Origin of the sequence: Mesorhizobium sp. WSM4935 (genome assembly GCF_029625735.1) — a bacterium.
Taxonomy (GTDB): Bacteria; Pseudomonadota; Alphaproteobacteria; order Rhizobiales; family Rhizobiaceae; genus Mesorhizobium.
The window spans coordinates 479760-504390 of the sequence record NZ_JARTVR010000001.1 but is presented as its reverse complement, the minus strand read 5'-3'; the positions used below and the strand labels follow the sequence as shown (position 1 = coordinate 504390).

General features: G+C 65.5%; 17 protein-coding genes. 8 read left to right on the top strand and 9 right to left on the bottom strand.

The features are described from left to right. Positions 1-7: 7 nt before the first annotated feature. A complete protein-coding gene (locus tag P9273_RS02345; protein ID WP_040994086.1) occupies positions 8-649 on the bottom strand; it encodes a S24 family peptidase in 642 nt (213 codons plus the stop codon). A 298-nt stretch (positions 650-947) separates the two neighbouring features. On the opposite strand from P9273_RS02345, the gene P9273_RS02340 reads away from it, so the two are divergent. Continuing rightward, positions 948-2597, top strand: coding sequence for an ankyrin repeat domain-containing protein (locus tag P9273_RS02340; RefSeq protein WP_278047444.1), 1650 nt, complete (start codon positions 948-950; stop codon positions 2595-2597). 12 nt (positions 2598-2609) lie between these two features. On the opposite strand, the gene P9273_RS02335 is transcribed toward P9273_RS02340, so the two are convergent. From P9273_RS02335 to P9273_RS02310, 6 genes are all read right to left on the bottom strand, one after another. Then, positions 2610-3152 (bottom strand): thioesterase family protein, encoded by a 543-nt coding sequence (locus tag P9273_RS02335; RefSeq protein ID WP_278047443.1) that lies wholly within the window; start codon positions 3150-3152, stop codon positions 2610-2612. 9 nt (positions 3153-3161) lie between these two features. Further along, positions 3162-5381, bottom strand: coding sequence for a 3-hydroxyacyl-CoA dehydrogenase NAD-binding domain-containing protein (locus tag P9273_RS02330; protein ID WP_278047442.1), 2220 nt, complete (start codon positions 5379-5381; stop codon positions 3162-3164). A 12-nt stretch (positions 5382-5393) separates the two neighbouring features. Further along, the gene (locus tag P9273_RS02325; protein WP_278047441.1) at positions 5394-6602 is read right to left on the bottom strand and encodes an acetyl-CoA C-acetyltransferase; all 1209 of its coding nucleotides are present in this window, start codon (positions 6600-6602) and stop codon (positions 5394-5396) included. Positions 6603-6634: 32 nt separating this feature from the next. Continuing rightward, the gene (locus tag P9273_RS02320) at positions 6635-7804 is read right to left on the bottom strand and encodes an acyl-CoA dehydrogenase family protein (RefSeq protein WP_278047440.1); all 1170 of its coding nucleotides are present in this window, start codon (positions 7802-7804) and stop codon (positions 6635-6637) included. A gap of 114 nt (positions 7805-7918) precedes the next feature. Then, a complete protein-coding gene (locus P9273_RS02315; protein WP_278047439.1) occupies positions 7919-9715 on the bottom strand; it encodes an acyl-CoA dehydrogenase in 1797 nt (598 codons plus the stop codon). A gap of 234 nt (positions 9716-9949) precedes the next feature. After that, complete coding sequence (locus tag P9273_RS02310) at positions 9950-10414, bottom strand: MerR family transcriptional regulator (RefSeq protein ID WP_278047785.1); 465 nt, start codon at positions 10412-10414, stop codon at positions 9950-9952. Positions 10415-10859: 445 nt separating this feature from the next. On the opposite strand from P9273_RS02310, the gene P9273_RS02305 reads away from it, so the two are divergent. The 4 genes from P9273_RS02305 (at position 10860) to P9273_RS02290 (ending at position 18108) form a co-directional block, all read left to right on the top strand. Then, positions 10860-14930 (top strand): peptidoglycan-binding protein, encoded by a 4071-nt coding sequence (locus tag P9273_RS02305; protein WP_278047438.1) that lies wholly within the window; start codon positions 10860-10862, stop codon positions 14928-14930. 81 nt (positions 14931-15011) lie between these two features. Further along, the gene (locus P9273_RS02300; protein ID WP_278047437.1) at positions 15012-15866 is read left to right on the top strand and encodes a sulfite exporter TauE/SafE family protein; all 855 of its coding nucleotides are present in this window, start codon (positions 15012-15014) and stop codon (positions 15864-15866) included. After that, on the top strand, positions 15866-16657 hold the full coding sequence (locus P9273_RS02295; RefSeq protein ID WP_278047436.1) for a TIGR02186 family protein: 792 nt from the start codon (positions 15866-15868) through the stop codon (positions 16655-16657). The genes P9273_RS02300 and P9273_RS02295 overlap by 1 nt, the downstream gene beginning before the upstream one ends. Positions 16658-16851: 194 nt before the next feature. Next, positions 16852-18108 (top strand): Hsp70 family protein, encoded by a 1257-nt coding sequence (locus P9273_RS02290; RefSeq protein WP_278047435.1) that lies wholly within the window; start codon positions 16852-16854, stop codon positions 18106-18108. On the opposite strand, the gene P9273_RS02285 is transcribed toward P9273_RS02290, so the two are convergent. Next, on the bottom strand, positions 18109-19014 hold the full coding sequence (locus P9273_RS02285) for a LysR substrate-binding domain-containing protein (RefSeq protein ID WP_278047434.1): 906 nt from the start codon (positions 19012-19014) through the stop codon (positions 18109-18111). It lies immediately after the preceding gene. 279 nt (positions 19015-19293) lie between these two features. Here P9273_RS02285 and P9273_RS02280 point away from each other — a divergent pair, with 279 nt between their 5' ends. Genes P9273_RS02280 through P9273_RS02270 form a run of 3 tightly spaced genes read left to right on the top strand, consistent with a single transcriptional unit; the run spans position 19294 to position 23900 of the window. Next, positions 19294-22224: a molybdopterin oxidoreductase family protein gene (locus P9273_RS02280; protein WP_278047433.1), complete on the top strand. Its 2931-nt coding sequence runs from the start codon at positions 19294-19296 to the stop codon at positions 22222-22224. Continuing rightward, positions 22221-22955: a 4Fe-4S dicluster domain-containing protein gene (locus P9273_RS02275; RefSeq protein WP_278047432.1), complete on the top strand. Its 735-nt coding sequence runs from the start codon at positions 22221-22223 to the stop codon at positions 22953-22955. The genes P9273_RS02280 and P9273_RS02275 overlap by 4 nt, the downstream gene beginning before the upstream one ends. A gap of 6 nt (positions 22956-22961) precedes the next feature. Then, positions 22962-23900, top strand: coding sequence for a dimethyl sulfoxide reductase anchor subunit family protein (locus tag P9273_RS02270; RefSeq protein WP_278047431.1), 939 nt, complete (start codon positions 22962-22964; stop codon positions 23898-23900). Positions 23901-23904: 4 nt separating this feature from the next. On the opposite strand, the gene pdeM is transcribed toward P9273_RS02270, so the two are convergent. Beyond that, the gene (pdeM, locus tag P9273_RS02265) at positions 23905-24621 is read right to left on the bottom strand and encodes a ligase-associated DNA damage response endonuclease PdeM (protein ID WP_278047430.1); all 717 of its coding nucleotides are present in this window, start codon (positions 24619-24621) and stop codon (positions 23905-23907) included. Between the last annotated feature and the right edge of the window lie 10 nt (positions 24622-24631).

Below are 24631 nucleotides of genomic sequence, written 5' to 3'. Positions count from 1 at the left end.
AGCCGGCCTATTGGCTTGCCCAGACGATGCGCGCCATCCATTCGATATCGCGCGTCGGGATGTCACGGTCCGGGTGGGCGGGATTGAGCGAGACCAGCACGATCGATTTCATCGTTTGCCGGTCGAGCACCTTGGCCATCACCTCGCCGGCGGTGGTCTTGACGACAACACGGTCGCCCTTGCGCGTCGGCGCGCCCGGTTCGACGATCAGCACATCGCCGTTGCGGTAGAGCGGCAGCATGGAATCGCCCTGCACCTGCAGCGCATAGGACGTCTCGGTCGCCCGCGCCGGAAGCTCGACCAGATCCCAGCCCTGCCCCGCGGGATAGCCGGCATCGTCGAAGAAGCCCCCCGCGCCGGCCTGGGCGAAGCCCAGCAACGGGACGGCGCTGCGATGTTGGGCGACAGAGGCGCCGCCGCGTCCTTCGATAAGTCCAGTAAATTCCTCCAGCGACGCGCCGGTCGCCTCGATGATCTTGGCCAGCGATTCGGTCGAGGGCCAGCGCGGCCTGCCGTCGGACGACAGGCGCTTCGACTTGTTGAAGGCTGTCGAATCGAGACCCGCGCGCCGGGCAAGGCCGGAAGCCGACAGCGAATAGCGCTCGGCGAGAGCATCGATTGCGGCCCATACGCGGTCGTGTGAGAGCACGCGCGCTCTCCTTCAAAACAGGAAAAAAAGCCTCAAGCCTGTCTAGCGCGCGACCACACCATTGTCCACCAGTAGCGATGGACCGGAATGGAAAGTGATGCTGTCGCGGAAAACGGGTGAGGTTTGGCCCCGGGCGGCCAATTGACCCCGGCGACCGAATGATTTTAAGGTCGGCCCGCGGTGCAAGCCGCATCCGGGTCCGCGGGAAGGGTTGAACCCACTTGCTTCGATGAGCTGACAGCCAAACCTTTGTGCAGCCGGATTTGCGGACCTTCGGCGAAAACGCACGGAGGTTTTCATGAACCAACTTCCCAGCCGTCCCCATCTCGAGCTTCTGAAGAAGCAGGCCAAAGACCTGCTCGCGGCCTATCGGCGCGGCGAGCCGGACGCGATCGCACGCTTCCGCGAAAGCCTGCCGTCGGCGGCGGGCAGGGACGATCCGGCCATCGCGGCACTCGGCCTTCGCCTGCATGACGCCCAGTCCTGCCTGGCGCGCGAATATGGTTTCCAGTCCTGGCGCGACCTCGCCAGCTTCGTCGCCGCGCAGCGTGCCTACGGCGCTGACCGCGCCGCCTCGATCCGCAACTGGGCCGGGCTCGTTTATGCCGGAGACATCAGCGGCAGCACCAACCGGGCGAGCCCGGAGGCCGCGGCGCGCATGATCGAAGACCATCCCGACATGATCGGAGGCGATCCGTACCTGGCTTGCGCGGTCGGAGACGGGGCGGTGTTGCGGGCGGCGATCGAGCGGGACGCCGGCTGGCCCAACCGTCCGGGCGGTCCGCTCGACCTGCCGCCGCTGGTGGCCGTGACCCATTCGAGCCTGGTGCGGCTGCCGCGCTTTCGCGACGCGCTTCATGCCACCGCCAGATTGCTCATCGCTGCCGGCGCCGATCCGAACCAGGCAGTGGGCAGCCGCTGGCCGCCGGCCTCGCTGAAACAGCCTTCGGACGAATACAAGCTCTCGGCGCTGTACGGCGCGGCCGGCCAGAACCACGATCCGGAGTTGACGAAGCTGTTGCTCGACGCCGGCGCCGATCCGAATGACGGGGAGTCGCTTTACCATTCGCTCGAGAACCCGGCCTGTACCCGGCTTCTGCTTGAGGCCGGCGCCCGCGTCACGGGTTCGAACGCGCTGTACCGCGTGCTCGACCTCGACAGCCTGGAGGCGCTGAACCTGCTGCTCGCCGCGCCGGATGCCGATCCGAACGAACCGGCCGGGAGCGGGCCGACCTCCGATTGGGGCAGGCCGCTTCTGTGGGCGATCCGGCGCCGCCGTTCGCCGGCGCATATCGAAGCGCTGCTCGCCGCCGGCGCCGATCCGTCGGCGCGGACGCCCGACGGCCTAAGCGCCTATCGGGTTGCGCTGCGCTTCGGCCTGACCGACGTCGCCGCGCTGTTGCGGCAATCCGGTGATGAAGGTCCGCTTCCCGATGATGAGCGGTTCGTCGCCGCCTGCGCGGCCGGCGACGAGGCGACGGCGCGGACAATTAGGACCCGCCGGCCCGACCTGCCGGATTCGCTGTCGGACCTGCAATTGCGGCTATTGCCCGAACTCGCCGCGCAAGGCTGCCGGGACGCTGTGAAGACCATGGTCAGGCTCGGCTGGCCGATCGCCCGGCGCGGCGGCGACTGGGATGCCTCGGCGCTGAATCACGCTGTCTTTCGCGGCGACGCAGAGCTCACCCGCTTCCTGCTCGACCATGGCGCGGACTGGAAAGAGCAGCACGGCTTCGGCGGCGATGTGCGCGGAACGCTCGGATGGGCCTCGGTCAATGAGCCGGAACGCGATGGCGACTGGGTGGGTTGCGCCGAGACGCTTGTTGCGCACGGAATGCCGGCCGGACAACCGGATCCTCAAGGCAGGCGGGAGGTCGTCGCCTTTGACGACGATCTGATGATCTTTTCGGATGAGGTGGCCGATTTCCTGCTCGGCAGGGCGGCCTGAGCCGAAGCGCGATCAGACCGCCTTGGCCTGCCCGCGCAAATTCCGGTGCGAGACCATGAAGGCCCGCTCGGCTTCGGTCGGCGGGCGTGGACTGGCGGTATGCCCGAGCGCCGCGACGACCTCGCCGATCTCTAGAAAGCGGCGGCCGCCACGATCATAGACGCCGCCCGTGGTGAGGATCAGCGCCGCCGTCTCGCCATTTTCGAGGACGAAGCGGTGCTTGCCGATCACGGACGTGCCTTCCCAGGTCTCGATCGACGAGACCACCTCGAAGCGCCGCCACAGCTTGATCTCGCGCACATAGGCGACCTGCAGCCCGCCGATCATCGGCGCCCAGCCATTTTTACGCGCGAGCGCGATCAACCCGACGCGCAGGAAGATGTCGATGCGGCCGAGGTCCGCCAGCATCATGTAGCGCGCGTTGTTGAGATGCAGGTTGAAGTCGATGTCGATCGGCAGGCAGCGAAAAGCCAGCCGGCTTTCCTCGCCGACCCGATAGGGGCCACGGCTCGACGCCGTGGCCATGGTGCGGGCCATTCGCCCCCAGACATACATGCTGGTTGGTCAGGCTGCCTCTCTGACCTCGCCCTTCTGGCAGGGGTCGAAGCGCTGGTAGAAGGTCTCGCCCTTCTCGGCCATGTCGAGCAGAAGCTTCGGCGCCTTGAACTCGGCGCCATATTTTTTCTGCAGGCCCTTGGCGATCTTGACGAAGCGCTTGGCGCCGATACCGTCGATATAGGACAGCGCGCCGCCGGTGAAAGGCGCGAAGCCGAAGGCAAGGATCGAGCCGACATCGGCCTCACGCGGATCGGTGACGATGCCTTCTTCCATCACCCGCGCCGCTTCCAGCGCGATGGTGACCAGCAGGCGCTGCTTCAGCTCCTCATAGTCGACCTTTTCGGGCTTCAGCTGCGGATAGAGGTCCTTCAGGCCCGGCCACAGCTTCTTCTTCGCGGGCTTGGCCGGATAGTCGTAGAAACCCTTGCCGTTCTTGCGGCCGAAGCGGCCATGCGTGTCGACCATGGTGTTGATCAGCGCCATCTGCTTGGGATCGACGGCCTTGTCGCCCAGATCCCTGATGGTCTGCTTCATGATCTTCTGGGCAAGGTCGACGGCCGTCTCGTCGGTCAGCGCCAGCGGGCCGACCGGCATGCCGGCGGCCTTGGCGGCGTTCTCTATCATCGCCGCAGGCACGCCTTCGATCAGCATCTTATAGGCTTCCGACATGTAGCGCAGCACGCAGCGGTTGACGTAGAAGCCGCGCGTGTCGTTGACGACGATCGGCGTCTTCTTGATGGCGCGCACGAAGTCGAACGCGACGGCCAAGGCCTTGTCGCCCGTCTTCTTGCCGAGAATGATCTCGACCAGCATCATCTTGTCGACCGGCGAGAAGAAGTGGATGCCGATGAAGTTCTTCGGCCGCGCCGAGTTCTTCGCCAGGGCGGTGATGGGAATCGTCGAGGTGTTCGAGGCAAAGATTGCCGACGACTTCAGTACCGCCTCCGCCTTCTCGGTGGCATCCTTCTTGACGCTCGAATCCTCGAAGACCGCCTCCACGACGAGGTCGCAGCCGGCAAGATCGGCATAGTCCGCCGTCGGCGTGATCAGCGAGAGGAGCTTGTCCTTGTCCTCCGGCTTGGCGCGGCCCTTCTTGACCTGATCGGCCATCAGGCTGTCAGAATGCGCCTTGCCCTTCTCGGCCGACGGCAGATCGCGATCGAGCAGCACCACCGGAATGCCTGCCCGTGCCGTAACATAGGCGATGCCGGCGCCCATAAAGCCGGCGCCGAGGATGCCGATCTTCTTGAATTTGGTGTCCGGCACGCCAGCCGGGCGGCGCGCGCCCTTGTTCAGCTCCTGCAGCGACAGGAACAGCGAGCGGATCATCGCCGCCGCTTCCTTCGACTGCATGATCTCGGTGAAATAGCGCTGCTCGATCCTGAGCGCGGTATCGAACGGCACCAGCAGGCCTTCATAGACGCATTTCAGGATCGCGGCGGCGGCCGGGTAATTGCCATAGGTCTCGCGGCGCAGGATGGCGATGGCGGGCGGCCAGAGATTGGCGCCGGCCGCCGAATAGACTGGACCGCCCGGCAGCTTGAAGCCTTTCTCGTCCCATGGCGCCACCGGCTTCAGGCCGTTCTTGATCATCGCCTTGGCGGTCTCGACGAGCTTCGAGGGCTCGGCGATCTCGTGGATCAGGCCCATCGCCTTCGCCTTCTGCGGCGTGAGATTCTGCCCGGTGGTGAGCATCTGCAGCGCCTGCTGCTGGTCGGTCAGCCGCGGCACGCGCTGGGTGCCGCCGGCGCCTGGGAAAATGCCGATCTTCACTTCGGGCAGCGCCATCTTCACCTTGTCGGAATCGGCGGCGACGCGGCCGTGGCAGGCGAGCGACATCTCGAAGGCACCGCCCATGCAGGTGCCGTTGATAGCCGATACCCACGGCTTGCCGGAAGTCTCGATCTTGCGGAACAGGCCGGTCATATAGCCTGCATTCTCGAACAGCGCCCTGGTCGCCTTCTCGAGATCCTTCTCTTTGTCGGCGGCGAAGGTGGCCAGCATCTTCTGCAGCATGGCGATATCGGCGCCGCCTGAGAAAGAGTCCTTGCCCGAGGTGATGACGACGCCCTTGACGGCGGCATCGGCGGTCACCTTCTCGACAATGGCGTTCAGCTCGCGCATCACCTCCTCGGTGAAGACGTTCATCGAGCGGTCCGGCATGTCCCAGGTGATCAAAGCGATGCCGTCGGCGTCAACGTCGAGAGTGAAATTGGTGTAGCTCATGATCTCTCTCCCTCAGACGCGTTCGATGATGGTGGCGGTGCCCATGCCGGCGCCGATGCAGAGCGTGACCAGCGCGGTGTTCAAGTCGCGGCGCTCCAGCTCGTCCAGAACCGTGCCGAAGATCATCGCGCCGGTGGCGCCGAGCGGATGACCCATGGCGATTGCGCCGCCATTGACGTTGATCTGGTCATGCGGGATGTCGAAAGCCTGCATGTAGCGCAGCACGACGGAAGCGAAGGCCTCGTTGAGCTCGAACAGGTCGATGTCCGACTGCTTCATCTTGGCGCGCTTCAGAAGTTTCTCGGTGACGTCGACCGGGCCGGTCAGCATCAGCACCGGCTCGGAACCGATATTGGCGAAAGCGCGGATGCGGGCGCGGGGCTTCAGCCCCATCGCCTTGCCGGCCTTCTTGGAGCCGAGCAGCACGGCTGCGGCGCCGTCGACGATGCCCGACGAGTTGCCGGCGTGGTGGACGTGATTGACCTCCTCGACCTCCGGATGCTTCTGCACGGCGACCGCGTCGAAGCCGCCCATCTCGCCGGGCATGACGAAGGACGGGTTGAGCGAGGCGAGCGACTGCATGTCAGTCGCAGGGCGCATGTGCTCGTCATGATCGAGGATCGTGAGGCCGTTCTGGTCCTTGATCGGGATCACCGAACTCTTGAAGCGGCCCTCGCCCCAGGCCCTGGCGGCGCGCTTCTGGCTCTCGACCGCATAGGCGTCGACGTCGTCGCGGGAAAAGCCGTATTTGGTGGCGATCAGGTCGGCCGAAATGCCTTGCGGCACGAACCAGCCGGGCAGGCCGACGGATGGGTCCATGAACCAGGCGCCGCCGGACATGCCCATGCCGACGCGCGACATCGATTCGACACCGCCGGCAATGACGATCTCGTCGGCCCCTTGCGCGATCTTGGCGGCGCCGAAATTGATCGCGTCGAGGCCGGAGGCACAGAAGCGCGAGATCTGCATGCCGGGCGCTTTGGTGTCGTAGCCGGCTTCGAAGGCGGCGGCGCGCGGAATGACGGAGCCCGCCTCGCCGACTGGGTCGACGCAGCCGAAGATGATGTCGTCGACATTGCCGGTGTCGAGGCCGTTGCGGTCGCGCAGCGCTTCGAGCGTCTTCGCGGCGAGCCGCACCGCCGGCACCTCATGCAGCGCGCCATCCTTCTTGCCCCTGCCGCGCGGCGTGCGCACGGCGTCATAGACGTAAGCTTCGGCCATTTTCTGCTCCTTGGGTTTACCGATCGCCGCGCTCAGAGAGAGCGCCCGATCAGCAATTTCATGATCTCGTTGGTGCCGCCGTAGATACGCTGGACGCGGGCGTCGCGGTACATGCGGGCGATCGGATATTCATTCATGTAGCCATAGCCGCCATGCAGTTGAAGGCATTCGTCGACGACTTTGCCCTGCAGGTCGCTGAGCCAGTATTTGGCCATCGAGGCGGTGACCGGGTCGAGGCCGCCGTCGATATGGCGGGCGACGCAATCATTGTAGAAGACGCGGCCGATGGTGGCTTCGGTCTTCAACTCGGCCAGCTTGAATTGGGTGTTCTGGAAGTCGATGACGGCCTTGCCGAAGGCCTTGCGTTCCTTGACGTAGTCGATCGTGAGCGCCAGCGCGCGCTCGATCATGGCGATCGCGCCGGTGCCGATCTGCAGGCGCTCCTGCGGTAACTGCTGCATCAGTTGGACGAAGCCCTTGCCCTCCTCGTGGCCGAGCAGGTTGGACGTCGGCACGCGCACGTCATTGAAAAACAGCTCGGAGGTGTCGTTGGACTTCAACCCTATCTTGTCGAGGTTGCGGCCACGCTCGAAACCCTCGACCTCGTCGGTCTCGACGACGATCAGCGAGGTGCCCTTGGCGCCCTTGTCCGGATCGGTCTTGGTGACGACGATGATCAGGTTGGCGAGCTGGCCGTTGGTGATGAAGGTCTTGGAGCCGTTGATCCTGTAGTGGTTGCCGTCCTTCTCGGCGCGGGTCTTGACGCCCTGCAGGTCGGAGCCGGCGCCGGGTTCGGTCATGGCGATCGCGCCGATGAGCTCGCCGGTCGCAAGCTTCGGCAGCCATTTCTGCTTCTGCTCCTCGGAGCCGTAATGCAGGATGTAGGGTGCTACGATCGAATTGTGCAGGCCGATGCCGAAGCCGTCGACGCCGACATGGCCGATCGCCTCGATGATGGCGCTCTCATGCGCGAAGGTGCCTCCCGAGCCGCCGTATTTCTCCGGCATGGAGGCGCAGAGCAGGCCCGCCGCTCCGGCCTTCAGCCAGCTCTCGCGGTCGAAAATCTCGTTCTTCTCGAATTCGTCGTAACGCGGCGCGATCTCTTCGGCCATGAAGCGGGTCGCCATGTCGTAGAGCATGCCGACCTCGTCCGCCGCCCAGGCGGGTTTTGGAAGGCCGAGAATGTCGGCTGGATTGGTCATGCTCTTCTCCTCACAAGGCACGTCGTCGGAACTGGCGTCGAGCTCGTCGCGGACGATCCCTCCCGGCGCTTCGGCCGCCCTCCCTTCAAGGGTGAAGGGAGACGCCGGGCATTTCTAGAACGCTTCCGCCGGCAGCGCCATCAGCGTATCCGCGCCGCTGGAAATGCGGGCGAGACGCGTCGCCGTTTCCGGCATGATGCGCTCCATGAAGAAGCGCGCGGTCACCAGTTTGTTATCGTAGAACACGCTGGCGCCATTGGCGCCTTCCGCGAGCTTCGCCTGCGCGGATTTCGCCATCTGCGCCCACATATAGCCCAGCGCGACCAGGCCGAAGAGGTGCATGTAGTCGGTCGAGGCGGCACCGGCATTGTCGGGCTTGGCCACGGCGTTCTGCACCAGCCACATGGTGGCCGCCTGCAGGTCGTTGAGGCCCTTCTTCAGCGCCTTGGTGAAAGGCGCCATCTTCTCGTCAGCGCGGTTCTCCTCGCAGAACTCGCCGACCTCCTTGAAGAAGGCCTGCACGGCACGGCCGCCATTTTGCGCCAGCTTGCGGCCGACGAGGTCGAGCGCCTGGATGCCGTTGGCGCCCTCATAGATCATGGCAATGCGGGCATCGCGCACGAACTGGCTCATGCCGTGCTCTTCGATGTAACCGTGGCCGCCGAACACCTGCTGGGCCATCACCGCGTGGTCGAAACCCTTGTCAGTGAGCACGCCCTTGACTACTGGCGTCATCAGGCCCGTGTAGTCGTCGGCCGCCTGGCGGTCCTTGTCGTCGCCGGAGCGGTGCGCGATGTCGGACTTGATCGCCGTCCAGAGCGCCAGGGCGCGGCCGGCCTCGTTGAAGGCTTTCATGGTCATCAGCGAGCGGCGGATGTCGGGATGGACGATGATCGGATCGGCCTTCTTGTCCGGCGCCTTGGCGCCCGACAGCGAACGGCCCTGGAGGCGATCCTTGGCATAAGAAACGGCGTTCTGATAGGCGATTTCGGAGACCGAAAGCCCCTGCAGGCCGACGCCGAGGCGGGCCTCGTTCATCATCGTGAACATGGCCTTCAGGCCGCCGTTCAACTCGCCAAGCAACGTGCCCTCCGCCTCGTCATAGTTCATGACGCAGGTCGAGTTGCCGTGGATGCCCATCTTCTCCTCGATCGAGCCGCAGGAGAGCGCGTTGCGTTCACCGGGATTGCCCGAGGCGTCGAGCTTGAACTTCGGCACGATGAACAGCGAGATGCCCTTCACGCCTTCCGGCGCGCCCTCGGCGCGGGCAAGCACCAGATGGACGATGTTGTCCGACATGTCGTGCTCGCCGGCGGAGATGAAGATCTTCTGGCCGGAAATCCTGTAGGTGCCATCGCCGTTGGGAACGGCCTTGGTGCGCAGCAGCCCGAGGTCGGTGCCGCAATGCGGCTCGGTGAGGTTCATGGTGCCGGTCCAGGCGCCCTCGATCAGCCTGGGCAGCCAGGTCGCCTTCTGCTCGTCCGTGCCGTGGGTGACGATCGCCGCGATCGCGCCTTGCGTCAGGCCCGGATACATCATCAGCGCCATGTTGGCGGAAACCATATATTCCGAAACCGCGGTGTGGACGGTGTAAGGCAGGCCCTGGCCGCCGAACTCGGCGGGTGCTGCAAGCCCCATCCAGCCACCCTCGCGATACTGGTCGAAGGCGTCCTTGAAGCCCTTGGGCGTGGTCACCGAGCCGTCGTCATGGCGCACGCAGCCTTCCATGTCGCCGACGCGGTTCAGCGGATGCATGACGTTCTCGGCGAGCTTCGCGCCTTCGGCGAGGATCGCCTCGACCACGTCGGGCGTCGCATCCGAGAAGCCTGGAAGATTGGAATAGCGCTGATAGCCCAGCACATCGTTGAGCACGAACAGCGTGTCCTGGATCGGCGCCCTGTAGATCGTCATGCCTTCCTCCGCCCTTACAGTCCCGGCCCAGCCGGCAAGTCGCCTGTCCATGTCTGGGCAGGAGGCCGGGGCCAATGTCGATGCCCCGATAGCAAATATTGACGTTTGCGTAAACGTCAACTTCGTCGCAGGCCGAAATTTTTGTGAGCGGTCAGGCACTGTGGCGACAAAAAAGCCGCGCGGCTATAGCCACGCGGCTTCACATGTCCGAGGTATTCCCCGGAGTGCGGGCGATCAGCCGGCGGCGCTTGCCTGCGGCGCGGCGGTGCGCTCGCTGAGCATCTGGCGCACGATGGACATCGAATTGCTCAACTCGCCGATGGCGTCGTCGATCAGCGCGCGCTGCTTCTGCAGGCGGGCGAGCTGTTTCTCGGACTTGTCGAGCGCCAGCCGCAGTTGCTTGGTGTTGCTGCCGGTCGGATCGTAGAGATCCATCATCTGTTTGACGTCGCGCAGCGAGAACCCGACCTTGCGGCCGAGCAGGATCAGCTTCAGGCGGGCCTTGTCACGGCGTGTGTAGAGTCGGGTCGAGCCGTCGCGATGCGGATTGAGAAGGCCCTTGTCTTCGTAGAAACGCAGCGTGCGCAGCGTCACGCCGTATTTCTTGGCCATCTCGCCGATGCGGACGAATTCCTCGCCGGCCTCGGCCGGAATGTCATTGGTATTGGCCGCGGCTTCGCCGGGCGAAACAAGCTTCATGGTCACTGGCTTTCCCCTGATGGCGTCGCGGTCGCGGACCAAGCGTCGCCTGAATGGAAGCGGGGGCGTGCTTCCAATCGTGGTTGCAACAAATCAATCGCAAGAGGCACGGCTTCGCACCTTTTACGTTTACGTCAATCCTATACCGACAGCCGCCGGGTGACGCAAGGGCGTTGTCGAGCCGGAACTTTATGCCGCACCCGAACGCCGGCGCATGATTGTGCGCGACTCTTAAGCTTGGTTAACGCCTTGTTTACCACGTTGGGCGAAATGTGCGCACGTCGGTCACCCGTGTTTATCCTGTAGCGAATTTTTCACGGTTTTTCGAAGCGCGGGTGAGAACCCGGAAGCTCGTCTTCCTCCGCAGCAAAACCGCTCGGCTCGCTTCGTTCCGACAGCTACTGCAGACCGGCCTCTGGCCGGCAATTCTGAAACGGGCGCATCGATGAACAGCAAGCGGTCCTATCTCGATACACTCAACGCCGGCAGGCAGCGCCGGCCGGACGCATCGCTCGAAGAACTGAACCGCTCGCTCGAAACGCTGGAGCAGCGGCTGGACCGGACGCGCGCCGACATGCCCGATCGCCCCGATCTGCGACGGCCGCCGCTCGAGCCGCGTTATCCAAGCACGCAGCCTTACGGCCAGCCGCGCTGGTACGAAGACACCTATTCCGCGCAAAGGCCTTTGGACCGGCCGCCGCAAAACCCGGCAGCGCAGTATCCCGGCACGCAGCACCAGCGGCCGCAAACGCGCGCGCCGCAAAATCCGGCGCTAGGCGACGCGCCCGCCTTCGGGCAGAACTATCAGGCGATCGCGCGCGACATCGACCGGGTGCGTGGCCAGGAAGACAGCGTCGCCATGGTCGGCAAGATCGCCGTCGAACTGCGCGGACTGCGCGAGGAACTGCGCCACCAGATGACCGCCGGCCTGCAGCGAGAATTCGAAGCGTTCCGCCAGGACATCGACCGCGCCATGCGGGCCAACAGCCAGCGCGGCGCGAACGGCGTACCCGACAAGAGCAGCGCCGAGCTCGGCCTCGAATTCGAGCGGCTTTCGGGCGCCATCCAGGCGCTTGCCGAAAAAAGCGACGACCGCAGCGTCAATCTGCTGCGGCTGGAACTGGAACAGGTGAAGGGCGCGCTGGACACGCTGGCGCGCGAGGAAAGCGTGCAGAAGGTCGACCGCCGCTGGGACGATTTCGATCGCCGCTGGAGCGCCTTCGAGGACCGTGTCGACGCCGATCAGCGCAAGCGCGCCGAAGGCCCGAGCCTTTCGGTGCTGACAGACCGGCTCGAACAGATCAGCAGCGCCGTCAACAACCTGCCGGAATCGCTTTCGCTGCGCTCGCTGGAGGAAAAGGTGCGCACGCTTGCCGGCGCGGTCGACCGCTTCGCCGGCCAGCAGACCGCGCGCGGCGGCGAAACGCTCGCCATGATCGACGAGCGGCTGGACGAGATTTCCCGCGCCATCGTCGCCTCGACAGTGGCAGCGCAAGCCAACGCCTTCGACCCCGAAACCTTCGGCCGGATCGAGAAGCGCATGGCCTCCCTTGCGCAGCAGATCGAGGAGGTCGCGCAGTCGCGGCCGGGAGCGGAAGTCCTCGACCGCCTCAACCTTCTCACCAGCCGCGTGGACCAGCTGGCCGGGCGCGCCGACCTGCCCGAACAGGCCATGGAGCGGCTCGGCAAGCAGATCGCCTTGATCACCGACAAGATGGACCGCGCGCCGGCCATGCCCGACGCCGACCAGATCTTCCAAGGCCTGGAGCAGCGCTTCGACGCGCTCTCCATGCTGCTCGAGCGGCGCCAGGGCGATGCGATCGAACAGGGCAATATGCTGTTTCGCGATCTCGAACGGCGGCTGGACGAGGTCGCGGACCGGCTCGACCAGCGCATGCGCCAGGACGAGAGCGCCGGCATCATGGAAGCGATCGACGCCCGCTTCACCGCTTTGGCCAAGCGCATCGAGGCGCGCACGCCCGATCCCGCCAACGAGATGGCGATCCGCGGACTGGAAAGCCGGCTTGAAGACATTTCCAGCCGGCTGGAATCGTCCGCGCAGCAGGTCGCGGGCATCGATCCGGCGCTGATCCGCAGCCTGGAAGCGCAGGTCGCCGGCCTGTCGGCGCATCTTTCCAAGCCCGGCACGCCGCTGCCCGAGTTCGAAGACATCAGCCCGCGCCTCAACGAGATCGAGAAGTCGCTGGCCGGCACGCGCGATTCCATCCTGAGCGTGGCGCGCGAGGCGGCCGAGAGCGCCGTCAGATCGCTTGCCGAGTCGACGTCCAGCACGGCGCAGACCAATGCGACCGCCGTCGCCGGCCTCGCCCAGGACCTGAAGACGCTCGAGGCGCTCACCCGCCGTTCCGACGAGCGCAACTCGCGGACCTTCGAGGCGATCCACGACACGCTGCTCAAGATCGTCGACCGGCTGGGCTCGCTCGAAGCGGGCGAGACCAGCGAAGCGATGAGCGAGCTGGTCGATCCGCAACCGGGCAGCAAGCGCGGCCGCGGTGGCAAGATCGCGGTGCAGGACGCGCCTTCGATGGACATCGATCAGCCGCTGCCGCTCACGGGAGACATGGCCAGCCTCGAAGGCCGCGCCGCGGCGATCATGCGCGACGAGCCAACAGCGCCACGCACGCCTGCCGAGGCCGCGGCGGCGGCGGCCATGGCAGCCCTCGGACCGGATGCGATCGGTGACAAGAGCGAGACGGCCGGCCGCAGGAAATCGATGTTCAGCGGCCTGGCGCGCGCCTTCAAGGGCAAGAAGGACGCGGACACGCAGGCGCTGGCGGGCTCTGCGCCGGCCGCCGACGTGCCAAGCGTCGACATCGACGAACCGCTCGATCCCAAGGCCGCCAACCGGCCATTGGAGCCCGGTTCCGGCGCGCCGGACCTCAGCGCCATCATGAAGCGCGTGCGCGACGAGCGCGGCGGCCAGCCGGTCAGGCGCAACGAGAGCGATGCCGCAAAGTCCGACTTCATCGCCGCCGCCCGCCGCGCGGCCCAGGCGGCGGCCGCGGAAGCCGACACGCTGAAGCGGCAATCGACCATGACCGGCCCGGTGAAGGCGCTGAGGATAGGCGACCTGCTCAAGGCGAGGCGCAAGCCGATCCTGATGGCGGCCGCCGCGATCATGATGGCGCTGGCCGGCCTGCAGTTGGGCAAGGCCTTCCTGTCCGATCCCGTCGAAACGGCCAACAACCAAGCCGCGCCGGTCCTTTCCACGCAGACGGTCGATACGGCTTCGCTCAACGCGCCCGCAGCGCCGCAAGCCGATGCGCAAAAGACCGACATGGGAACCGCACAGGCCGAAAACGCCCCTGCGCGTCCCGTCAGGCAGGCCGAGCCCGTCAAGGATGCGGCACCTGCCGTTTCCACCCCTTCGAGTCCCGAGACTGCCGCCGCCATGCCCGCCGAACCGGCGACCGCGCCGGCACCGCTTGCGGCGCCAGCCGAGCCGGCGCCGACGGCTTCGGCGATGCCGTCCGAACCTGCCGCAGCAGCCGTCTCCGCGACGGATACGGATGGCGACACGCAGCCGATGGCCAAGGAGGCGGCCAGTCCGGCGGCCGAGGGCGCCAGCGCGCCGGCCGCCACCTCGGCCGATACGACAGGCGCCGTGCCGCCGGCGGCAAGCCAGACGGCCGCAGCCAAATTCGACATTCCGTCCGAAATCGGTCCGGTGGCGCTGCGCGACGCCGCCGCCGGCGGCGACGCCAAGGCGCTGTTCGAGGTCGGCTCGCGCTACGCGGAATCGCGGGGCGTCAAGGAAGATACGAAGGCGGCAGCGAAGTGGTATGAGCAGTCGGCCGAGCTCGGCTTCGCGCCGGCCGAATACCGCATCGGCAATTTCTACGAAAAAGGCATCGGCGTCGCGCGCGACATCAAGAAGGCCAAGACCTACTACCAGCTCGCCGCCGAACAGGGCAACGCCAGCGCCATGCACAACCTCGCGGTGCTGTTCGCCATGGCGGCCGACGGGGTGACCGACAATGAATCGGCGACGCACTGGTTCCAGGAAGCCGCCGACCTCGGCGTCAAGGACAGCCAGTTCAACCTCGGCATCCTGGCCGCCAAGGGCGTCGGCATGAAGCAGAACCTGGAGGAATCCTACAAGTGGTTCGCGCTGGTCGCCAAGACCGGCGACAAGGACGCCGCCGCCAAGCGCGACGAGATCGCCAATGCGCTCAGGCCCGAGCAGCTCGAGCGGGCACGCGCCGCGACGGAATTGTGGAAAGCCAAGCCGCTCAACGCGGCGGCCAACTCGGCCGATATTCCGGAATCCTGGCAGGACAGCACGCCGCAGACCACCGCCGGCATCGACATGAAAAAGGCGGTGAAGAACATCCAGCTGATCCTCAACAAGAACGGCTACGACGCCGGCGGCGCCGACGGCGTGATGGGCGGCAAGACCAAGAACGCCATCATGGCCTTCCAGACTGACAACAAGATGAAGCCGACCGGCGAGATCGACGCGCCGCTCGTCAAGGCGCTCCTGGCCAAGAAATAACGGCAGGCGCGTCGCATACACGACGCCCTGCCACACATTTGCCTGTTAACTGATTGAGATGATTTTCGTTTCGGCGCGGCGGTGGGTTTCCTGTCAGGCATGTTCGGGGTCGGCGGCGGCTTCCTGATCACGCCGCTGCTGATCTTCTACAATATCCCGCCGGCGATCGCGGTGGCCACCGGCGCCAACCAGGTCATCGCCTCCTCCTTTTCCGGCGCGCTGTCGCACTTCAAGCGCGGCACGCTCGACTTCAAGCTGGGCGGCGTGCTCTTGGCCGGCGGCATCGTCGGCTCGACGGCCGGCATCTACGTCTTCGCGCTGTTGCGCCGGCTCGGCCAGCTCGACCTCTTCATCTCGCTGCTCTATGTCGCCCTGCTTGGCACCGTCGGCGGGCTGATGCTGGTGGAAAGCGTCAACGCGCTGCGCGCCAGCCGCAGCGGTGCAGCGCCCGTGCTCAAGAAATCCGGCCAGCACAACTGGATCCACCGGCTGCCGTTCAAGATGCGCTTCCGGGCCTCGAAACTGTTCGTCAGCGTCATCCCGGTGCTCGGGCTGGGTGCGGCGATCGGTTTCCTGTCGTCGATCATGGGCGTCGGCGGCGGCTTCATCATGGTGCCGGCGTTGATCTACCTGCTCAAAGTGCCGACCAATGTCGTTATCGGCACCTCGCTGTTCCAGATCATCTTCACCTCGGCCTACACCACGCTGGTGCATGCCACGACCAACCAGACGGTCGACGTGATCCTGGCCTTCCTGCTGATGGCCGGCGGCGTCGCCGGCGCGCAATATGGCGCCAAGGCCGGCCAGCGGCTGCGCGGCGAACAGCTGCGCGCGCTATTGGCAATGCTGGTGCTGGCCGTCGCCATCCGCCTTGCCGTCGATCTCTTCGTGACGCCGCCCAATCTCTATTCGCTGTCCGCCGCAGGTCTCAACTGATGGCGGGACCAAGAGCATTTGCAGCCGCCGCCTCGTTGTCGATGCTCTTTGCCCTTTCCCCGGCAACGGCGCAGGCGCCGCCCACCGAAAGCATCCAGATCGGCCTGTCGACCGACGCCATTTCCATCACGGCGGGTTTCTCCGGCGCCGACCTCACGATCTTCGGATCGCTGGAGAATCCCGACCCGCTGATCGCACGCCAGGGGCGCTACGACGTGGTCGTCGTGCTCGAAGGGCCGCCGCGCCCGGTCGTGGTTCGGCGGAAGGACCGCGTGCTCGGCGTCTGGATCAACCTAGACTCGGAAGCGTTCGAGAACGTGCCGGTCTCCTATTCCGTGGCGACGACGCGGCCGCTGCAGGACATCGCCGAGCCTGCCAAATACAAGCAGCTCTCGCTCGGAGCGCAGAACCTCTACATGAAGCCCGTCGACGAGACCGACAGCCCGGCAACCATCGAGGAATTCACCGCAGCGCTCCGCGAGCGCAAGACAGCGACAGGCCTCTATAGCGAGAATGTCGGCGGCGTGCAGTTCCTGTCGCAGAACCTGTTTCGCGCCACCGTGCGGCTCGCGCCCAACGTGCCGGTCGGCACCCATAAAGCGCGCGCATTCCTGTTCAAGAGCGGCATGTTCGTCAAGGAAAGCTCGGCCCAGCTCGAAATCCGCAAGTCCGGCTTCGAGCAGTCGATCTTCCGCGTCGCGCATGACTATTCCTTCCTCTACGGCGTGTTCGCCGTGTCGCTCGCCATGCTGACCGGCTGGCTCGGGCGGCTCATCTTCCGCAAGGATTGATGCCCGCGGGAAAAATGGGAGGACCCATTTTCCGTTGAAAAGAGGGTTTCCCTTTTCCCGGTTTTGCGATACATCGCCGCCTCCCAGCCCTAGGGACAAGCAACACAGTCAATTTCGATAAAGCGGTCCGGCCTTCCGGATGACGGCGCGCAACGCGTCGGCTTGCCGCTATGAAACGACGACAGGAGGCTGCGATGCAATCTGCATTCGGCGGCATCGATTTCGGCACGTCCAATTCCACGGTGGGCGTGATCCGAGACGGCCGGGCGCGACTGGTGGCGCTGGAAGGCGAGCAACCCACTCTGCCAAGCGCCGTGTTCTTCAATTTCGAGGACGGCTACACCTATTTCGGCCGCCGCGCGATCAGCGACTATACCGATAGCATCGAAGGCCGGCTGATGCGCTCGCTGAAGAGCGTTCTCGGCAGCACGCTCGCCAACGAAAAGACACGCATCAAGGCGCGCCAGATCGGCTTTATCGACATCATCGGCCTGTTCATCGACCATCTCAAGAAGCGGCTTGAAGAAGACGCCGGCGGCCCGGTGGAGAACGTGGTGCTGGGCCGGCCCGTGCAGTTCGTCGACGACGACGCGGCCGCCGATGCGAAGGCGCAGGGTGAGCTCGAAAAGGCGGCGCGGGCGCAAGGCTTCAGGCACATCGCCTTCCAGTTCGAGCCGATCGCGGCGGCGCTCGATTACGAGCAGAAGGTTGCCCGCGAGGAGCTGGCGCTGATCGTCGACATGGGCGGCGGCACCTCCGACTTCTCGATCGTGCGGGTCTCGCCGGAGCGCGCCCGCTCGAGTGATCGCAAGGCCGACATCCTGGCCAACAAGGGCGTCCATATCGGCGGCACCGATTTCGACCGGCTGCTCAGCATCGCCCATGTCATGCCCGAGCTCGGCTATCTGACACGGACCAAGGACCACAAGCGCAATCTGCCCGCGGCCTATTTCATCGATCTCGCGACCTGGCAGCGCATCAACCTCGTCTACACCGCCAAGGCAATGACGGATCTGAGGCAGATCCGCTACGAGGCCGAGCGGGCCGACCTCGTCGACCGCTTCATCCACATCGTCGAGCATCGCTACGGCCATGCGATGGCGGGCCTGGTTGAAGGGGCGAAGATCGCGCTGACCGACCAGTCCTCAGCCGAAGTGAAGGTGTCGCTGCCCGGGGCACGCTTCGCGGCCGAGATCACGCGCGCGGGCCTCGAGGAGACCATCGCCGACGACGTCGAACGCGTGGCTTTCACGGTCAAACAGACGATCGCCGACGCCGGCGTTCCAGCCTCCGCCATCACCGCCGTGTTCCTCACCGGCGGTTCGACCGCGATCCCGCTGGCAAAGCGGAAGATCCTGTCGCTGGTGCCGCAGGCCTCGGTCATCGAAGGCGACATGTTCGGCTCGGTCGGTCTGGGCCTCGCGCTCGACGCGCAGCGCAAATACGCCTGATTATTCCGCGCTTGCCGGCGCGTCCGCCTTGCCGGTGAGATGCGCCTTCAGCGCCATCTGCGCGAGGCTCGCCTGGCGGTCGCGATGCGTGATCATGGCGAAGTCGCGCTTCGGCAATTCGACCGGCACGGCCCGGAGGCTGCCCTCGGCCAGGGAACGCGCGACGACCAGCTCCGAGATGATCGCCGCCCCCGCGCCGGCTTCGACCGCCTGGCGTACGGCCTCGTTGCTCGGCAGGACGAGGAATATCGGCAGCTCCGCCGGGGGGACCCCTTGACCGAGCGCGAAATCCTCCAGCGCCTCGCGCGTGCCCGACCCGCCTTCCCTGATGATCCAGCGCAACGCCCTGATGTCGAGATTGCCCGCCCGCGTCGTCGGAATCTCGGGATGCGTGCGCGCCACCACCAGCATCGGCCGGTCCTCGTCGACCATGGCGCGGCGTAGGATGTCGGACTCGGTGCGGCCCTCGACCAGGCCGAAATCGGCGCGGCCGTCCAGCACATTGGTCTCGACCTGCCTGGTGTTGCCGATCGTCACGCTCAGCTTCACGGCAGGATAGGCCTCATGGAAGGCAGCCAGACGGCGCGGCAGCCAGTAGCTGGCGATCGTCTGGCTGGCCGCGATCGACAGGCTGCCGGCGACAGTCTGCGAGACATCCTCCAGCACGCCGCGTGCGGCCGCGGCGCGGTCCAGAACCGCCTTCGCCTCCGGCAGGAAGCGGTGGCCGGTCTGGGCCAGTTCGATGTTGCGGCCGACCCGGTTGAACAAGCGCACGCCGTGCTGGCTTTCGAGCGCTCGGATGGCGGCCGAGGCCGCGGACTGCGAGATGCCGAGCCGCTCGGCGGCCTTGGTCATATGGCCGTGCTCGGCGACGGCGACGAAGATGCGCAACTGATCGAGAGTCATGGGCCAACTAAGAAGCAAAATCGATCGGAATTACAAGAGCTGCTTGTTAGACGCATCAATCGCTTTGTTCTAGATTTTGTCTGAAATTGGAAAAAAAGTGGTCGTCAAAGGCCCCGAGTGGGAAATGACAGGGCGCTTCAAATCCCTATTGGCGCATTGGAGTCGCCGGCTGAAGCGGCAGCTCGCCGGTGAGCGCTATCATCCCGAGCTCCATTACATGCGCGGACCGGGACCCAGGACGAAGGCCAAGATGGCGAGCGACAAGAGCATTCGCGGGTCATGAGCAAAGCCGCGCCGCGCGGCGCCAATTCCGCCCTCTCGCAACGGCCGCTGGCCGACAGCCGAGCGCCGGATGAGGGCGACGGCGTCGAGACCTCACCAAGCGTCTCCGACCGGATCGCCAAGACCACCTGCTACATGTGCGCCTGCCGCTGCGGCATCGACGTCCATATCAAGGACGGCAAGGTGCGCTACATCAACGGCAACAAGGACCATCCGGTGAACCGCGGCGTGATCTGCGGCAAGGGCAGCGCCGGCATCATGCAGCATTACAGCCCGGCGCGGCTCAGGAAGCCGCTGCTGAGGACAGGGCCGCGCGGCTCGGGCGAATTCCGCGAGATCGAGTGGGAGGAAGCTCTCACGATAGCCACCGCGCGGCTGTCGGCGATCCGCCGTACCGATCCGAAAAAACTCGCCTTCTTCACCGGGCGCGACCAGTCGCAGTCGCTGACCGGCTGGTGGGCGTCGAAATTCGGCACGCCCAATTTCGCCGCGCATGGGGGCTTCTGCTCCGTCAACATGGCGGCCGGCGGGCTCTATACGATCGGCGGCTCGTTCTGGGAGTTCAGCGAACCCGACTGGGACAACACGAAATACTTCATGCTCTTCGGCGTTGCCGAGGACCATGATTCCAATCCGATCAAGATCGGCCTCGGCAAGCTCAAGGCGCGCGGCGCCAAGGTGGTTTCGATCAACCCCTGCCGCACCGGCTACAACGCCATCGCCGACGACTGGATCGGTATCCGGCCAGGCACGGACGGCCTGTTCGTGCTGGCACTGGTCCATGAATTGCTCAAGGCCGGCCGCGTCGATCTCGACTATCTGCTGCGCTACACCAACGCGCCGGTGCTGGTCGTGCAGGAACCGGGCGCGGCCGATGACGGGTTGTTCGTTCGCGACGGCGACGGCAACCCGCTTGCCTGGGACAGGGTGGCGAAGACACCGGTGAACGCAGCCGGCCCCGAAGCAAAGCCGGCATTGATGGGCAGCTACACGGTCAACGGCCGTCCCTGTGTGCCGGTATTCCAATTGATGGCCGATCGTTACCTGGACGACAGCTATTCACCAGATGCTGTGGCGGAGCGCTGCGGTGTGTCCGCCGACACGATCCGCCGCATCGCGGCGGAACTGGCGCATGTCGCCTTCGAACAGACGATCGAACTGCCGGTCGCCTGGACCGACTGGGCCGGCCGTCGGCACGACACGATCAAGGGGCGGCCCGTCTCGATGCACGCCATGCGCGGCATCTCGGCCCATTCCAACGGTTTTCACACCTGCCGCGCCATCCATTTGCTGCAGGTGCTGCTCGGCACGGTGGATGTTCCAGGCGGCTTCCGCTTCAAGCCGCCCTACCCGCGCTGCGCGCCGCCGGGGCCGAAGCCATGCGGAAAAAACGCCCGGCCGATGGCGCCGCTGGACGGCATGCCGCTCGGCTTCGTCTGCGGCCCGGACGATCTTCTGGTCGACGAGGCCGGCCGGCCCTCGCGCATCGACAAGGCCTATTCCTGGGAAGCGCCTTTGGCCGCGCACGGGCTGATGCATTCGGTGATCCGCAATGCCTGGGCCGGCGATCCTTATCCGATCGACACGCTGATGATGTATATGTCGAACATGGCATGGAACTCCTCGATGAACACGGTCGAGACGATTGCCATGCTGACCGACAAGGACGAGGCCGGCGCCTACAGGGTCCCCTTCATCATCTACTCGGACGCCTATTATTCCGAGACCGTGCCCTTCGCCGACCTGGTGCTGCCCGACACCACCTATCTCGAGCGATATGACTGTATCAGCCTGCTCGACCGGCCGATCAGCCACGCCGACGGGGCCGCCGACGCCATCCGCCATCCGGTGGTGCAGCCGGACCGCGACGTGCGGCCGTTCCAGTCGGTGCTGATCGAACTCGGCACGCGGCTCGGGCTGCCCGGCTTCGTCAACGAAGACGGCTCGGCGAAATACCGCGACTATGCCGAATACATCGTCAACCACGAGCGCACGCCCGGCATCGGCCCGCTCGCCGGCTGGCGCGGCAAGAATGGCGGCGCAATCGGCAGGGGCGACGTCAATCCCGACCAGTTGCAGCGCTACATCGACAATGGCGGCTTCTGGCATCACGAGTTCGCCGACGATCAGCGCTATTACAAGATGGGCAACCGCGCCTATCTCGATTTTGCGGTCGAGATGGGTTTCATCGCCAAGGCCGAGCCGATCGTCTTCCAGCTCTATTCGGAGCCGATGCAGCGCTTTCGCCTTGCCGCCCGCGGCCATGGCAAGGTGCAGCCACCTCAGGCTGAGCGCGGGCGCATCGAAGCCTATATGGACCCGCTGCCCTTCTGGTATGCGCCCTTCGAGGAAAGCACCGTCGATCTGCAAAAATACCCGCTGCATGCGCTGACGCAGCGGCCGATGCACATGTACCACTCCTGGGGCTCGCAGAATGCTTGGCTACGGCAGATCACCAGCCAGAACCGGCTGTTCGTGCATCGCCAGACGGCAGCGGCCCTGGGCCTCGCCGATGGCGACTGGGTGTGGATCGAAAGCGTCAACGGCCGGGTGAAAGGCCAGATCAAGCTGATCGACGGCGTGAACCCCGATACGGTCTGGACCTGGAACGCGATCGGCAAGCGGCGCGGCAGCTGGGGGCTGAAGGACGATGCGGCAGAGAGCAATCGCGGCTTCCTGCTCAACCATATCATCGGCGACCAGACGTCGGCCGACGCCAGCGGCAAGCGCTATTCGAATTCCGATCCCGTCACTGGCCAGGCCGCGTGGTTTGACGTGCGGGTGCGCATCGTCAAATGCGTGGCCGACGAAGCCGGCTTCACCGAGCCGCAATTCGAGCGCTTTGCCCAGCCTCCACATTTCGAGCCTTCGCCGGACGTGCTTCGCTACGGCGCGGAATTCCGCATGAAGAGGGAAGCCGCCGAATGACCTGCCTTCCCTCGCATACCGACAAGAAACTCGGCCTTGTCATCGACCTCGACACCTGCGTCGGATGTCAGGCCTGCGTGACCGCCTGCAAGGAATGGAACACCGGCGGCCATATGGCGCCGCTGACAGATATCGACCCCTATGGCGGGCATGTCGACGGCGTCTGGTTCAACCGGGTGCATAGTTACGAGCACACGACGGAGTTGAGCGGCCGCACGGTGAATTTCCCGCGCTCCTGCCTGCATTGCGAGCAGCCGGCCTGCGTCACCGTCTGCCCGACCGGCGCCTCCTACAAGCGCGCCTCGGACGGCATCGTGCTGGTCGACGAGGATAAATGCATCGGCTGCAAGCTCTGCAGTTGGGCCTGTCCCTATGGCGCGCGCGAGTTCGACATGGAAGTCGGCGTGATGAAGAAATGCACGCTCTGCGTCGACCGCATCTATAACGACAATCTGGCCGAGGAAGATCGCGTGCCGGCCTGCGTCGCCGCCTGCCCGACCAGCGCCCGGCATTTCGGCGACCTCGGCGATCCGGACTCGGCGATTTCGCAACTGGTGGAAGAGCGCGGCGGCGTCGCGCTGATGCCGGAGCTCGGCTACCAGCCGACCAACAAATATCTGCCGCCGCGCGCCCGCAGCCAACGCGCGGCGAAGGTCGACGCGCCGGCGCTGGAGCCGATCAAGGCCGAGGGCGGGTTCCTCGGCTGGATCGACCGCATGCTTTCGAACTAGCCGACCATGCATCCCGCTTTCTCGGTCGTCTTCTTCACCACCGCCACCGGCGCCGGCTACGGCCTGCTGACGCTGCTCGGCTTGCTTGGCGGGTTGGGATTCATTCCTGCCGATTTCTGGCTCGGCCTTGTCGGCATGGGACTGGCGCTCGGCCTGATCGCGGCAGGGCTGTTGTCCTCCACCGGCCATCTCGGCCGTCCCGAGCGCGCCTGGCGAGCCTTCTCGCAATGGCGCAGCTCATGGCTTTCGCGCGAAGGCGTGGCGTCGGTCGCGACCTTCATTCCGGCTTGTATGTACGGCATCGGCTGGGTGTTTCTCGGCAAGAGCGGCGGCTGGGTCGCTGTCGCCGGCCTGCTGGCGGCGGCCGGTGCGGTCACGACAGTGTGCACGACCGGCATGATCTATGCCTCGCTGAAGCCGATCGCGCAGTGGCACAGCCGCTATACTTTGCCGGCTTATCTTATTTTCTCGGCGATGACCGGCTGCCTGTTATTGAACGCCCTTCTCCAGGGTTTAGCCGTGGGGACGACCGCAATGCTGGTCGGCGCGCTGCTCGCCACGCTTGCCGGCTGGGGCTGGAAGCTCGCGACCTGGCGCTACAATGACCGGCTGGAGATTCCGACAAATGCCAACACCGCGACCGGACTCGCCGGCGGCACGGTGCGGTCGGTCGAATGGCCGCACACGGAAGAGAACTATCTGCTGAAGGAAATGGGCTTTCGCATCGCGCGCAAGCATAGCGCCAAGCTGCGACTGATTACGCAGGTGTTGGCCTTCGCCGTGCCTGCCATCCTCCTGGCCATCGCTTTCCTGCTGCCATGGCCCTTGGGCGCGATCGCATCCGTGCTTGCCGCCGTCGCGCAACTCGCCGGCATGCTGGTCGAGCGCTGGCTGTTCTTCGCTGAAGCGAAGCATACGGTCACGCTCTACTACGGACGAGAGTAGCGTCTCAGCCCGGCCGCAGCATCGAGCCGGAGATGGCAAAGATGCGCTCGGCGCCAAGCATATAGGCAACAAGCGTTTCCAGGCGGAACAGGCCGGCATAGGCGCGGTCGAGCACGTTGAGCGAGCCGGTATAGGCGCCGAAGGCCGGCATGATCATTCGGCCGCCGTCGCCGACGAAGCAGCGCCGCCGGACCGATCGCCCGCGCTGGACGATGCGCGCGCAAGGGTGGAGATGGCCGGCGATCTCGCCTTCGACCCGCAGCTTCGACGGCTCATGGCGGAAGAGCAGCGAACCGACCGCAAGTTCCTTGACGGTCTCGCCGGGCAAGTCGGCGGGAGCATCAGGGTCATGGTTGCCGGCGACCCAGAACCAGTCGCGGCCGGCCATCATAGCCTCCAGCTGTTCGCGGAAGCTCTGATGCATGCGCTGGGCGCCGCCACCATCGTGGAAGGAGTCGCCCAGGCTGACGACGATGCGCGGCTGGTAGTCGGCAATGACCCCCTGCAGCCGCAGCAAGGTGGCGCCGGTGTCGTAAGGCGGGATCAGCGCGCCGCGCCGGGCAAAGGACGAGCCTTTTTCGAGATGCAGGTCGGAGACCGCGAGCAGTCGCAGATCGGGGAAATAGAGAACGCCGCGCCGGTCGCAGACCGCGCGCTCGCCGGCGATGCCGACAAGGTCGGCCTCGGCGATCAGCATTGCGCGCGACAGCGAAAAATTCATCCCCCTCTGG